14 protein-coding genes and 1 riboswitch are annotated in these 11,782 nt (G+C 72.3%); of the genes, 9 read left to right on the top strand and 5 right to left on the bottom strand.

The genetic code is table 11. From position 1 onward, the window contains the following. Positions 1–9 precede the first annotated feature (9 nt). The 4 genes from KG102_RS17460 to KG102_RS17445 all read left to right on the top strand — a co-directional run bounded on the left by KG102_RS17460 (position 10) and on the right by KG102_RS17445 (position 2,024). Positions 10–180 (top strand): CsbD family protein, encoded by a 171-nt coding sequence (locus KG102_RS17460; protein WP_208213176.1) that lies wholly within the window; start codon positions 10–12, stop codon positions 178–180. Positions 181–316: 136 nt separating this feature from the next. Then, positions 317–928 (top strand): ArsR/SmtB family transcription factor, encoded by a 612-nt coding sequence (locus tag KG102_RS17455; RefSeq protein ID WP_208290240.1) that lies wholly within the window; start codon positions 317–319, stop codon positions 926–928. A 1-nt stretch (position 929) separates the two neighbouring features. Next, entirely contained in the window at positions 930–1,118 is a 189-nt protein-coding gene (locus tag KG102_RS17450) for a hypothetical protein (RefSeq protein ID WP_208213174.1), read from the top strand. Between the two features lie 166 nt (positions 1,119–1,284). Continuing rightward, positions 1,285–1,359, top strand: a riboswitch (cyclic di-GMP riboswitch). A gap of 284 nt (positions 1,360–1,643) precedes the next feature. Next, complete coding sequence (locus KG102_RS17445) at positions 1,644–2,024, top strand: SHOCT domain-containing protein (RefSeq protein ID WP_208213172.1); 381 nt, start codon at positions 1,644–1,646, stop codon at positions 2,022–2,024. A 48-nt stretch (positions 2,025–2,072) separates the two neighbouring features. On the opposite strand, the gene KG102_RS17440 is transcribed toward KG102_RS17445, so the two are convergent. Continuing rightward, entirely contained in the window at positions 2,073–4,616 is a 2,544-nt protein-coding gene (locus tag KG102_RS17440) for a lysylphosphatidylglycerol synthase transmembrane domain-containing protein (protein ID WP_208213171.1), read from the bottom strand. Positions 4,617–4,748: 132 nt separating this feature from the next. On the opposite strand from KG102_RS17440, the gene KG102_RS17435 reads away from it, so the two are divergent. Continuing rightward, positions 4,749–5,333: an HdeD family acid-resistance protein gene (locus tag KG102_RS17435; RefSeq protein ID WP_208290241.1), complete on the top strand. Its 585-nt coding sequence runs from the start codon at positions 4,749–4,751 to the stop codon at positions 5,331–5,333. A 14-nt stretch (positions 5,334–5,347) separates the two neighbouring features. On the opposite strand, the gene KG102_RS17430 is transcribed toward KG102_RS17435, so the two are convergent. Next, a complete protein-coding gene (locus tag KG102_RS17430) occupies positions 5,348–6,166 on the bottom strand; it encodes a CPBP family intramembrane glutamic endopeptidase (protein ID WP_208213169.1) in 819 nt (272 codons plus the stop codon). A gap of 88 nt (positions 6,167–6,254) precedes the next feature. On the opposite strand from KG102_RS17430, the gene KG102_RS17425 reads away from it, so the two are divergent. From KG102_RS17425 to KG102_RS17410, 4 genes are read left to right on the top strand one after another with little or no spacing between them, the layout of a single operon-like run. Further along, positions 6,255–6,881 carry a hypothetical protein gene (locus tag KG102_RS17425; RefSeq protein ID WP_208213168.1) on the top strand — a complete coding sequence of 209 codons (627 nt, stop codon included), beginning with the start codon at positions 6,255–6,257 and terminating at the stop codon, positions 6,879–6,881. Continuing rightward, positions 6,874–7,176 carry a transcriptional regulator gene (locus KG102_RS17420; RefSeq protein ID WP_208213167.1) on the top strand — a complete coding sequence of 101 codons (303 nt, stop codon included), beginning with the start codon at positions 6,874–6,876 and terminating at the stop codon, positions 7,174–7,176. The genes KG102_RS17425 and KG102_RS17420 overlap by 8 nt, the downstream gene beginning before the upstream one ends. After that, positions 7,173–8,084, top strand: coding sequence for an ABC transporter ATP-binding protein (locus KG102_RS17415; protein WP_208213166.1), 912 nt, complete (start codon positions 7,173–7,175; stop codon positions 8,082–8,084). The genes KG102_RS17420 and KG102_RS17415 overlap by 4 nt, the downstream gene beginning before the upstream one ends. Next, positions 8,081–8,857 (top strand): ABC transporter permease, encoded by a 777-nt coding sequence (locus KG102_RS17410; protein ID WP_208213165.1) that lies wholly within the window; start codon positions 8,081–8,083, stop codon positions 8,855–8,857. Before KG102_RS17415 ends, KG102_RS17410 begins: the two co-directional genes overlap by 4 nt. An 18-nt stretch (positions 8,858–8,875) precedes the next feature. Here KG102_RS17410 and KG102_RS17405 read toward each other — a convergent pair whose 3' ends face one another. From KG102_RS17405 to KG102_RS17395, 3 genes are read right to left on the bottom strand one after another with little or no spacing between them, the layout of a single operon-like run. Further along, positions 8,876–11,227: a heavy metal translocating P-type ATPase gene (locus tag KG102_RS17405; RefSeq protein ID WP_256440374.1), complete on the bottom strand. Its 2,352-nt coding sequence runs from the start codon at positions 11,225–11,227 to the stop codon at positions 8,876–8,878. Continuing rightward, complete coding sequence (locus KG102_RS17400; RefSeq protein ID WP_208213164.1) at positions 11,224–11,466, bottom strand: heavy-metal-associated domain-containing protein; 243 nt, start codon at positions 11,464–11,466, stop codon at positions 11,224–11,226. The genes KG102_RS17405 and KG102_RS17400 overlap by 4 nt, the downstream gene beginning before the upstream one ends. A gap of 26 nt (positions 11,467–11,492) precedes the next feature. Continuing rightward, a complete protein-coding gene (locus KG102_RS17395) occupies positions 11,493–11,774 on the bottom strand; it encodes a metal-sensitive transcriptional regulator (RefSeq protein WP_208213163.1) in 282 nt (93 codons plus the stop codon). Between the last annotated feature and the right edge of the window lie 8 nt (positions 11,775–11,782).

Genomic DNA, 11,782 nt, shown 5'->3' with positions numbered 1-11,782 from the left:
GTGGTTCTGGTGGGTCTCGACGACAAGATCAGCAACGCCGCGGACGAAGCCAAGGGCAAGGCCAAGGAAGCGGCCGGCAAGGCTTCGGACGACGAGCGCCTCGAGTCTGAGGGCAAGAAGGACCAGGCCAGCGCGAACGTGAAGCAGGCCGGCGAGAACATCAAGGACGCCTTCAAGTGATCTGACCGTCCTGCAGTGCGCGAAGGCCCCCACCACGGCGGTGGGGGCCTTCGCCGTGTCTGCGGCGGGCGGGTTCACAACAACACTTGCGCAAGGACCATTGCGCAATGATCGTTGCGAGTCCTATGGTCGTCACATGAGCCCGCACGAGCAGACCGGCCGACCTGCCCAGAGCGATCCCGAGCGCATGCGCGCCCTGGCGCACCCCCTGCGGCTCGCGCTCCTCGACTACCTCGACGGGGTCGGTGAGGCCACGGCCACGCAGTGCGCCAGGCACACGGGTGAGACGGTGGCGAACTGCTCCTTCCACCTGCGCCTGCTGGCCCGCTACGGCTTCATCGAGCCGGCCGAGCCCCGCGGCCGTGAGCGCCCGTGGCGGCCCACCGTGCGGGGGGAGCCCTTCGCCCCCGACGAGTCGGTGCCCGGCTCCCTCGTCGCCGTCGTCGAGCTCGCCGAGGTGGCCGTGCGCCAGGAGGCCGAGGCCTTCATCAGCTTCCTGCACGAGCGCGCCGGGGCCGGGGCGGACCTCGCCGGCCGGCCGCTGCCCACCGCGATGACCAAGGACGCGTTCTGGGCCACCCCCGACGAGACGGAGGCGCTGATGAGGGACATCGGTGCCCTGTTCGAGCCCTACATCGCCAGAGTGACGGACGCGGCCGCCCGGCCCGCCGGAGCCCTGCTCATGCGCTGGTTCGCCACCAGCCGCCCCGATCTGCACACCGATCCCGCACCAGGTCCGGAGGCATGACATGGTCGCCCTCACGTACGAGGTTCACACCCTGCGCATCCCGATCCCCCGGCTCGTCCTGCGCTCGTCGCGGGCCCGCCTCGCCCGTCGGGTGCCCGAGCCGCTCGAGCCGTGGCAGCAGACCGAGCGGCGCGCCCACGAGAAGCGGCGCGACGCCCACCTCGACGCCGCGGTGGCGCTCCGCCGCTGACCCGGCCCGGCCGCGCGGGCTGGCCGTCTGACATGGTCAGTTGCCCGACGCAAGTTGGACGCGCCCCAGCAGATACATCCGAGCGGGTGAAAATGGACGCGCGTCCGGTATTGGTCACTGCGCGCGCTTCCGCCGTGCCCTCATGTTGCTCTAATGTCGGACTTGTCAGCGAAAACGGCAAACCCTCTGCAAAGCGGGGACGCAAAGCCACGGGACCTACATGGTCAGCCGGGCTACCGAACAGACAGGACAGCGTCATGGATCAGCGTGGATACTCAGTAGACCCGTCCGAGGCCTCCAGCCCCGTGTTCCCCGCCATCCGCCTCACGGCGTGGGCCGGGATCGCCGCCCGTCGCAGTGCCGCGGACCAGGTGCCCGCCCAGCGGGAGCACGCCGCCGCCTGAACCACCGCCTTTCACAGAAGCCCCCGGACCGTGGTCTGTGGGGCTTTTGTGCTGCCCTGGGCAGCGATAATCTCGGCGAAGCGGCTACCAGCAGGGGGAGCTGCCTCGGAGAGAAGGTCGCATGGACAGTTTCGGGCAGTGGTTCTTGCTGCTGATCTACTGGTTCCTGTTCTTCGCCTACCTCGTGATCCTCTTCCAGATCCTCAGCGACCTCTTCCGTGACCGCGAGCTCAGCGGCTGGTGGAAAGCTCTCTGGATCATCGCGCTGGTGATCTTCCCGTTCCTCACCGCCCTCGTCTACGTGATCGCGCGTGGCAATGGGATGGCGGAGCGGCAGGTCAAGGCCATCCAGGAGGCCAAGTCGGAGACGGACTCCTACATCCGCGAGGTGGCCGCAGGCAAGTCGCCGGCGGAGCACATCGCGGACGCCAAGGCACTTCTCGATTCCGGTGCGATCGACGCGGACGAGTACGCCCAGCTCAAGGCCAAGGCACTCGCCTGACACCCCGTTCCGGGCCGGTACCGCTCAGGTGCCGGCCCGGACGGCTGTCTAGAGCTCGCCGGACTTCTGCAGGTACCGCATGGCCGCCCAGCCGATCGGGATGCGCAGCCAGTACGTGGCTACGCGGAACAGCACCGCGATCGACGTCGCGATACCGGGGTTGATGCCGGTGATGCTGGTCAGCGTGCCGGCCAGGGCCAGCTCGATGGTTCCCATCCCGCCGGGCGTCGGGATCAGCGCGCCGGCGGTGTTCCCCGCCAGGTAGACCAGCGCGACCTGGATGAGGGTGGCGTCCTGGCCGAAGGCGGCCAGGCTGGCGTCGAACGCGAAGATGAACCCGAGGGTCATCAGCAGGTTCCCGCCGACGGCGAGCGCCAGCCGCCACGGCTGTCCGAGCACCTCGATGAGCCGCGGCCACGTCTGGCGCAGCATCGGCATGGTCTTGGTGAGCACCCACTGCCGGACCTTGGGAACGAGGAGGGTGGAGGCGACCAGGGCGGCCGCGATGCCGATGACCAGGAGCACTGCCGGCGACACCGGCAGGGACGACTCGTTGTTCCCCGACACGATCGTGAGCACCAGGAGCAGGCCGAGCGTCACGACGAACTGGCTGACCTGGACGAGGGCGACCGTCGCGGCCGCGAGCGTGGTGGACACCCCGCGCTTGGTCAGCATCCGCAGGTTCAGGGCGGCCGGCCCGATGCCGGCGGGAGCGGCGAGCCCGACGAACGTCGCGGCCGTCTGCACCAGGGTCGCCCGCCAGACGGGCAGCTTGACCGGGGAGAACGCGACGAAGGCCAGGGCGGCGCCGAGGAGGGTGAGCAGGCCGAGCAGGAAGGACACCACCGTCCAGCGCCAGTCGCCCGTCGCGAGCGCGGAGGTGATCTGGTTGACGTTGACGCTGGTGATCACGAAGACGATGGCGACGATGGGCACGACGATCGTGAGCACGGTGCGGGCCCCGAAGCGGACCAGCTGCTGCGGCTCGACGTCGGCCTCGGGCAGCCGGGCGACGAGGGCCGAGCGCAGCTCCGCGAGCACCTTCTTGTTCGCGCGCATCTCGTCGCGGGTCTGCCGCGGCAGCGCGATCATCTGCAGCAGGGGGCCGATCGCGGCCACGTGCTCGGGCGGCACGACGGCGGCGGCCGAGTCCAGCGCGCGTGTGGCCCCCACCCGCAGGGCGAGCATCGCGACGAGCTGCGTCACGTCCATCCGCCGGGCGAGCTCGGTCGACGCCACGTCGCCCTGCTCCCAGCTGGTCAGCCAGACGACGGGTCGCCCGACGACCATCTCCACCAGCAGCACGTCGCTGGTCAGCGACCGGTGCGCGATGCCCGCGTCGTGCGCGAGCTGGAGCTGCGCCCAGATCTCCCGCAGGAGCTCGTCGGTCAGCTCCTCGTCGTCGAGGTCGCTCAGCGGGACCGCGTGGCCCGGGCGCTCCTGGACCAGCAGCATCGAGTCGTCCGCCTCGGCGATGCTGAGCAGCTTGGGGGTCAGCACGCCGGCCGCACGCGCTGCGTAGGACAGGAGCGCGGTCCGCTCGGCCGCCTGCCGCAGCGACACGACGGAGCGACCCTCGATCCCGCGCAGCCGCAGCGAGCGCCACAGCCGGGTGAGCATGCCCACCACCTGGCGGTCGCCATCGATGACCACGAGGTCCAGGTTCTCGCCGTCGGCGGTGGTGAGCTCGTAGACGCGGTGGTCGGTGGAACGGGTCAGCGCGCGGGCGGCGGCGTCGCCGTCGAGCCGAGCCGCCCGCTGCGGGTCCACCTCGTCGGTGGTCGTGTCGGCCACCCGGCTCAGCCGGACGGGCTCGAACCCCGCCCGGCGCACGCCGTTGACCAGGCTCGACCCGTACGCGCGCTCCGACTGCACGCCGGACAGGTACCGGATCCCGAGGCCCGCCACGCGCCCGATCAGCAGGGAGACGATGAGGCCCGGCAGCGAGACGCCGGCCGTGATGAGCAGCACGCCGGCGGCGAACCAGATGAGGTTCCACGACCAGGTGACGGTCCGGCGGCGGCCGCGCGGACCGACCACCGTGAGCAGCCCGACGAGCAGGGCGACGTACGCGGGGAGGGTGACCACCCAGCGGCCGTCGGACCGGATGGACATCCCGATCATCAGCTCGGCGGACCCGAACGTCTCGATGGCCCAGCGGGCGACCTCGTTCAGGACCAGCGCGGCGAGCGCGGCGGCCATGCCCTCGAGCAGCTGCCGGCCCAGGCGTCGGAACGCGAGCTCGGTGATGACGGCCACCGGGACCGCCAGGATGACGAACCCCTCGAGCAGGGACACCGGCACGAACAGGATCTGCTGGAGGAAGGTGGCGAACCCCTGGACGTCCTCGGCGACACCGCTCGTGGTGTTGTGCGCGTACGTGGCGAGCATGAGCACCAGCACGACCCCGAGCAGGGACAGCACGGTGCCGAGCAGGTCGCTGGGGTGGTGGACCCGGACCGTCGGGATGTCCTCGATGGTGATGCCCTCGGTGCTCGGCGAGGAGCCGGGTGTCCCCAGGACAGGGTCGGGCAGCACGGCGTCGGCAGCCGCGGCGCCGTCCGCCGCGTGACTGGCAGGCGTCGCGGGCATGGGGCGATTCTAGGCAGCCGTGCTGGTCGCGCCCGGGAGGACGGCGCTGCGACGCTGTGACTGGGTGCCACCTCCACTAGCGTGGCGCCCGAGGGCCGTCAGGTCCTCGTCCCGATTCCTGTGGGGGAACCGATGTCCGACGACCTGACCGCCGAGGCCTCGACCGCACTGCGCCGCATCTGGTGGCTACCGGTCGTGCGGGGCGTGGTGCTGCTGATCCTGGGCCTGTTCATGCTGGCGCAGCCGCTCGCCAGCGTCGGCGTGCTGACCTGGGTCTTCGGGATCTTCGCCATCATCGACGGCCTCGTCGCCATCGGGCAGTGGCTCGGCAACCGCAAGGAGCCGGGATCCGGCTGGTGGCTCGCGTCCGGGCTGATGGGGATCGCGCTGGGTGTGGTCGCCGTCGTGTGGACGGAGGCGTCGGTCGCGGTGATCTTCTACCTGATCGCGCTGTGGGTCCTGCTGCTCGGCGTCCTGGCCATCATCGCGGCCGTCGTGCTGTACCGCTCCCGCGACATCGGCTGGTACTGGGTCCTCACCTTCGGCCTCGTCTCGTTCCTGTTCGGGCTGCTGCTGATCATGAACCCGCAGACGTCCGTGAGCGTGATCGTGGTCCTGCTCGGGCTGTTCGCCTTCGTCGGCGGCGTGGTGCTCGTGGTGAGCGGCTTCGCCACCCGGCAGCTGGCCAAGCAGCTGGACAGCCTCTCCGCGCTCTGACGTCGGTCGAGGCGTCAGTCGAGGCCGAGCGCGGCGATCCACTCGTCGGGCACGAGCGCGTAGCCGACGAACACCACCACGTCCATGACCGTGTGTGCCATCACGAGCGGCATCACCCGGCGCTTGCGGCGGTAGTACTCGGCGAACACCAGCCCCATGATCGCGTTGCCGACGAACGCGCCCCAGCCCTGGTACAGGTGGTACGAGCCGCGCAGCAGGGCGCTGGTGACGAGGATCGCGGGCGTGCTCCAGCGCAGCTCGCGTAGCCGCTCCATGAGGTAGCCGACGACGATCACCTCCTCGACCAGCGCGTTCTGCAGGGCCGCGAGGATCAGGACCGGGATGGTCCACCAGGCCGCGTTCAGGGCGGACGCCTGCACCTCGACCGCCAGGCCCAGCGCGCGCGCGGCCGCGTACAGCCCGAGCCCGGGGATGCCGAGCGCGGCGGCCAGCGCGACGCCGATCCCCAGGTCGCGCCACGGCCGCGTGAGGTCCAGGCCGATCCGGCGGACGGCGGACCGGCCGTTGGCGGAGAGCAGGTAGAGCGCGAGCGCGACCGGTACCAGGGCGAAGCCGATCTGCAGCAGCTGGTAGGTCAGGTCGAGCCACGGACGGTCCGACCGGCTCGGGTTCAGCGTCGTCGACTGGTCGGCCAGCGGAGGCCCCGCGGTGAGCCGGTCGATGATGTTGACCACGGCGTACAGCCCGGACCGGCCGAGCGACAGGCCGAGCACGATCCAGATCTCGGTGGTGATCCGGCGGCGGTAGGCGCGCGGGCTGGGCGGCGGGGCGATGCCGACGGGGCGCTCGTCGGCGGGCGTCGGCGCTGTCATGCCTCGAAGCGTAGGCCGGGACCCGGTCGAGGGGCTTGCGCAGGCCGTGTGGGCAAAGTACTTTGTCGTGCAAACCCACGGAGGCGACATGACGCAGCACGACCCCCGCGACGCGGACGCGATGCCGAGCCCGGCCGACGCGCTCGCGATCATCGCGGCGCAGCGCGCACGGACCGACGACACCCGACCCTCGGGCCCCCTCCTGTTCGGGGTGTGGGGTGCTGCGTGGCTCATCGGCTACGGGTTGATCTGGTTGACCTCGAGCGACGACGACAGCCCGGCCGGGCTCACCGCGACCGTCGCGATCACAGGCGGCGTGATCGCGCTCGTGGTGACGATCGTGCACGTGATCCGCCGGACGCGCGGGATCGTCGGCGCCAGCTCCCGGCAGGGCACGATGTACGGCCTGGCCTGGTCGATCGGCTTCGCGGCGCAGGCCATGATCGTCAGCGGCTTCGCATCGGCGGGGGCGTCGGGCGAGGTGCTGGCGCTCGCGGGCAACGCGATCGCGGCGCTGGTCGTCGGGCTGCTCTACCTGGCCGGCGGGATGCTCTGGGACTCGGTCCCCATGTACGTGATCGGCGGCTGGATGGCGCTGGTCGGCGGCGCAGCGGCGCTCGCCGGGCTGCCCGGCACCTACCTGGTCATGGCGGTCGCGGGCGGTGGCGGGATGCTCGCCGCGGGCCTCGTCGAGAGGGTCCGGGCACGTGCCTGACGTCGAGCTCGACCCGGTCATCCACGCGCAGGCGCGGCTGAGGGTCGTCGCCACGCTGGCAGCCCTCGACACGCACGACCGCATCGCCTTCCCCCGGCTGCAGAAGCTGCTGGACATGACCGCGGGGAACCTGTCCACCCACCTGCGCCGACTCGAGGAGGCGGAGTACGTGCTGATCACCAAGACCCACGAGGGCCGGACCCCGGCCACGTACGTGGAGCTGACACCCACCGGGCGCCTGGCGTTCGAGCGGTACACCGGCTCGCTGCGCGCGCTGCTCGACGGTGCGTCGTGACCGCCGTCGTCGAGGTGGCCGGTGCCACCCGCACCTTCGGGGCCGTGACGGCGCTGGACGACGTGTCGCTGACGGTCGGCCACGGCGAGCTGGTCGGGCTGCTCGGTCCCAACGGGGCCGGCAAGACCACGCTGCTCAGCCTGGTCAGCGGCCTGCGCCGGCCGGACTCCGGCACGGTCCGGCTGTTCGGTGGCGACCCGCGCTCGGCGTCGTCGCGCATCGCGCTCGGCACCACCCCGCAGGAGACGGGCCTGCCGCCGACGCTGACGGTCGGGGAGGTCGTCGACCTCGTCGGCAAGCACTACCCGGCACCCATGCCGCGCGGCGAGGCCCTGGCCCGGTTCGGGCTCGAAGACCTGGTGCGGCGGCAGACCGGCGGCCTGTCCGGCGGGCAGAAGCGGCGGCTCGCCGTCGCGCTGGCGCTGGTCGGGCGGCCGCGGCTCGTGCTCCTCGACGAGCCGACGACCGGGCTCGACGTCGAGGCGCGGCACATCCTGTGGCAGGCGCTGCGCGACTACCACGCCGACGGCGCGACCGTCCTGCTCACCAGCCACTACCTCGAGGAGATCGAGGCGCTGGCGCAGCGGGTGGTGGTCATCGGCGGCGGTCGCGTGCTTGCGGACGACAGCCTCGCCTCGGTGCTCGGGCTCGTCGCGCTGCGTCGCGTGATCCTGTCCCTGCCGCCCGGCCACGACGTCGACCTCGCCCGCCTGCCCGGCGCGACGAGCGCGCAGCAGGGGCTCGACGGGCGGTGGACGGTCCTGGCGTCGGACGCGGACCGGCTGGTGCGCGCCCTCGTCGCGCAGGACGTGCCGTTCAGCGGCCTGGAGATGCGCGGTGCCTCTCTGGAGGAGGCGTTCCTGACCCTGACGCACGAGGAGACGCACGACGAGGAGGCCGTCCGATGAGCACCGCGACCCTGACCCCGCGCCCGTTCCGGGCGCTCGCGCTCCTGCACGCCAGGTTCCAGTTCCTGGAGACCGTCCGCGTGCCGATCGCGGTGCTCGGCAACCTGCTGTTCCCGTCGCTGGCGATGCTGTTCTTCGTCGTCCCGCAGCGTTCGGTGGCCGACGACCCCCTGGCGGCAACCGCGGCGATCGCGCAGCTGGGCGTGTTCGCCGTGATGTCGACGTGCCTGTTCTCGTTCGGCGTCGGCGTCTCGGAGGACCGCGCGATGCCGTTCGACCCGTTCCTGCGCACGCTGCCCGCCGGAGCCGGACCGCGGCTGGCCGGCCGGGTGCTCAACGGGGTGATCTGGTCATACCTCGCGCTGGTGCCGCTCGTGGTGCTCGGCGTCCTGCTCACGGCGGCGACCCTGAGCCTCACGCAGGCGCTGGCCGCGGTCGCGCTGGTGCCCGCGGTGGCGGTGCCGTTCCTGCTGCTGGGCCTGGCGATCGGCTACCGGCTCAGCTCGAAGGCCTCGATCGCGGTGGTGCAGGCGACCCTGTTCCCGCTCGCCTTCGCCGGTGGGCTGTTCCTGCCGCCGCAGGCGTTCCCGGGCTGGCTGGACACCCTGTCCACGTTCCTGCCCTCCCGGGCCGCCCGCGACCTGGCCGTCCAGGTGGTCACCGGCGAGTCGGCCTACGCCTACGCGCTCCCGGTGATCCTGGCCTGGACGGTCCTGTTCGCGGCCCTGGCGGTCATCGCCTACCGCAACGACGAGGGCCGCCGGTTCCACTGAGCCGTCGGCTCGACGCGGTCACTCGAAGCGGCGCAGCCGCAGGGAGTTGCCGACCACGAGCACCGACGAGAGCGCCATGGCGGCGCCCGCGATCATCGGGTTGAGGAGCCCGAGTGCGGCCAGCGGGATCGCCGCCACGTTGTACGCGAACGCCCAGAACAGGTTCTGCTTGATCACGCGCAGGGTCCGGCGGGACAGCCGGATCGCGTCCCCGGCCGAGCGCAGGTCGCCCCGGACGAGCGTGATGTCGGCGGCGTCGATCGCGACGTCCGTCCCGGTACCCATCGCCAGGCCGAGGTCCGCGGTGGCCAGCGCCGCGGCGTCGTTCACCCCGTCGCCGACCATCGCGACGCGCGCCCCCGACGCCTGCAGCCGGGCGACCACGTCGACCTTGTCGGCCGGCAGCACGTGGGCGACCACGTCGCCCTCGGGGATGCCGACCTCGCGGGCGGCGGCGCGCGCGGCACCCTCGTTGTCGCCGGTGAGCAGGACCGGGCGCAGCCCGAGGGCGCGCAGCTCCGCGACGGCCTGCGCGGAGGACGCCTTGACCGGGTCGCGCAGGACCAGCACGCCGCGCGGCGAACCGTCCCAGGCGACCATGACCGCGGTGGCGCCGTCGGTCTCGGCGGCGTCGAACGCGTCCTGGAACGCGGCGGGGTCGATGCCCTGCTCGCGGAGCCAGGCCGGCTTGCCGACGAGGACCCGACGACCGAGCCCGACGCCGGAGTGCGCGGTGCGGACGACGCCGGAGACGCCGTGCCCGGCCTCGGCGTGGAAGTCGAGCACCTGGTCGGCGCCGATCACGACGCCGTCGGCGCCCGTGGGCACGTCCGGGCCGTCCCCGGTGTGCGCCGCGGACGCGATGGCCCGGCCGATCGGGTGCTCGGCGAGCTGCTCGACGGCGGCGGCGTAGCGCAGGGCCTCGGGCTCACCGATCACGTCGACCAGGGCCATCCGGCCCTCGGTCACCGTTCCGGTCTTGTCCAGAACGACCGTGTCGATGGTGCGGGTCTGCTCGAGGATCTCCGGGCCCTTGATCAGGATGCCCCGCTGGGCGCCGCGGCCGGTGCCGACCAGCAGCGCGGTCGGCGTGGCCAGGCCGAGGGCGCAGGGGCACGCGATGATCAGCACGGCGACGGCGGCGGTGAACGCCGCCTGGACGCCGGCGCCGCTGAGCAGCCAGACGGCCAGCGTCCCGAGCGCGAGCACGAGGACGACCGGCACGAACACCGCGGAGATGCGGTCGGCCAGGCGCTGCACGGGCGCCTTGCCCGTCTGCGCGGTGGCGACGAGCCGGCCGATCTGCGCCAGCCGGGTCTCGGCGCCCACCCGCGTGGCGCGCACGACGAGCGCTCCGGAGGTGTTCACGGTCGCACCGGTCACCTCGTCACCGGGGCCGACGTCGACGGGCACCGGCTCGCCCGTCAGCAGGGACGTGTCGAGCGCGGACGTGCCGCGGACCACGACGCCGTCGGTGGCGACCTTCTCCCCGGGCCGGACGACGAACTCGTCCCCCACCACGAGGCGCTCCACCGGGACGCGCCGCTCGGTGCCGTCCACCAGGAGCGCCACGTCCTTGGCGCCCAGGTCCAGCAGCGCGCGCAGCGCGTCACCGGCGCGCCGCCGCGAGCGGTGCTCGGCGTACCGGCCGGCCAGCAGGAACGTGGTGACCACGGCGGCGACCTCGAAGTAGAGCTCGGGCATCCCCATGGCCTCGGTGGCCCGCGGCCACAGCGTCGGCGTCATCGTCATGCCGAGCCTGCCGGCGCCGCCCAGCAGCAGCGCCCACAGGGACCAGCCCGTGGCCGCGATGATGCCGATCGACACGAGGGTGTCCATGGTCGAGGCGCGGTGCCGGGCGGCCCGGAACGCGGCGCGGTGGAACGGCCAGGCCGCCCACGTGACCACGGGCAGGGCCAGCGCGGTGACCACCCACTGCCACCCCGTGAACTGCAGCGCGGGGATCATCGAGAGGACCAGCACCGGGACCGTGAGGACGCTCGCCACCCGCAGGCGACGGCGCAGGTCGGTGCCGCGCGCGTCGGTCGGCGCGGAGGTGTCCTCGTCGGGGTCCATGTCCTGCCCGGGGGCCATCGAGTGGCCCGACAGGGCGTGCTCGAACGGGTCCATCGCGTGGTGCTCGTGCGGGGGAGCCACCACCGTGGCGTCGTACCCCGCAGAGCGGACCGCGGCGACGAGCGTCTCGTCGTCGGCGGGCTCGCCGTCGGCGATCGTGACGCGGGCGCTCTCCAGCGGCAGGTTCACGGTCGCCTCGACGCCGGGCAGCCGGTTCAGCTTCTTCTCCACGCGCGCCACGCAGGACGCGCAGGTCATGCCCTCGATCGCGAGGTCGACGGTTCGTTCGCTCACAGCAGCGACCTCCGCGGGGTGATCGCGTAGCCCGCCTCGGCGACCGCGGCGGAGATCTGCTCGTCGGGCAGCGGGCTGTCGGAGATGACGGAGACGGTGGACGACCCGCCGACGACCAGCTGGACGGTGACGTCCTTGACGCCCGGCAGCGCGGACAGCTCGGAGGTGACCGCCGCGACGCAGTGGCCGCAGGTCATGCCGTCGACGCCGAACGTGGTGGTGATGGTGCTCGTGCTCATGGGGGCTCCTAGGTTCCAGCTGAGGTTCAGCTACGGACGAGGCGGGCGATGGCGTCGGACGCTTCCTTGACCTTGGCCGCGCCCTCCTCGGGGGACTGGCGGGCCGCGTCGACGACGCAGTGGGCGAGGTGGTCCTCGACCAGGCCGATGCTCACGGCCTGCAGGGCCTTGGTGACGGCTGCCACCTGGGTCAGGATGTCGATGCAGTAGACGTCCTCGTCGACCATGCGGGCGATGCCACGCACCTGCCCCTCGACCCGCCGCAGGCGCTTGAGGTAGTCGTCCTTGGCGTCGATGTAGCCGTGCATGGTGGGTC

The sequence above is a fragment of the Cellulomonas fengjieae genome, from assembly GCF_018388465.1.
In the GTDB taxonomy this organism is placed as follows: Bacteria; Actinomycetota; Actinomycetes; order Actinomycetales; family Cellulomonadaceae; genus Cellulomonas; species Cellulomonas fengjieae.
This window is presented reverse-complemented; position numbering and strand designations above follow the sequence as displayed.

What these genes read in the sequence shown, in the direction of transcription:
- KG102_RS17455 (WP_208290240.1), top strand. Translation starts at nt 317, where the DNA reads ATGAGCCCGCACGAGCAGACCGGCCGACCTGCCCAGAGCGATCCCGAG.
- KG102_RS17450 (WP_208213174.1), top strand. Translation starts at nt 930, where the DNA reads ATGGTCGCCCTCACGTACGAGGTTCACACCCTGCGCATCCCGATCCCC.
- KG102_RS17445 (WP_208213172.1), top strand. Translation starts at nt 1,644, where the DNA reads ATGGACAGTTTCGGGCAGTGGTTCTTGCTGCTGATCTACTGGTTCCTG.
- KG102_RS17440 (WP_208213171.1), bottom strand. Translation starts at nt 4,616, where the DNA reads ATGCCCGCGACGCCTGCCAGTCACGCGGCGGACGGCGCCGCGGCTGCC.
- KG102_RS17435 (WP_208290241.1), top strand. Translation starts at nt 4,749, where the DNA reads ATGTCCGACGACCTGACCGCCGAGGCCTCGACCGCACTGCGCCGCATC.
- KG102_RS17430 (WP_208213169.1), bottom strand. Translation starts at nt 6,166, where the DNA reads ATGACAGCGCCGACGCCCGCCGACGAGCGCCCCGTCGGCATCGCCCCG.
- KG102_RS17425 (WP_208213168.1), top strand. Translation starts at nt 6,255, where the DNA reads ATGACGCAGCACGACCCCCGCGACGCGGACGCGATGCCGAGCCCGGCC.
- KG102_RS17410 (WP_208213165.1), top strand. Translation starts at nt 8,081, where the DNA reads ATGAGCACCGCGACCCTGACCCCGCGCCCGTTCCGGGCGCTCGCGCTC.
- KG102_RS17400 (WP_208213164.1), bottom strand. Translation starts at nt 11,466, where the DNA reads ATGAGCACGAGCACCATCACCACCACGTTCGGCGTCGACGGCATGACC.
- KG102_RS17395 (WP_208213163.1), bottom strand. Translation starts at nt 11,774, where the DNA reads ATGCACGGCTACATCGACGCCAAGGACGACTACCTCAAGCGCCTGCGG.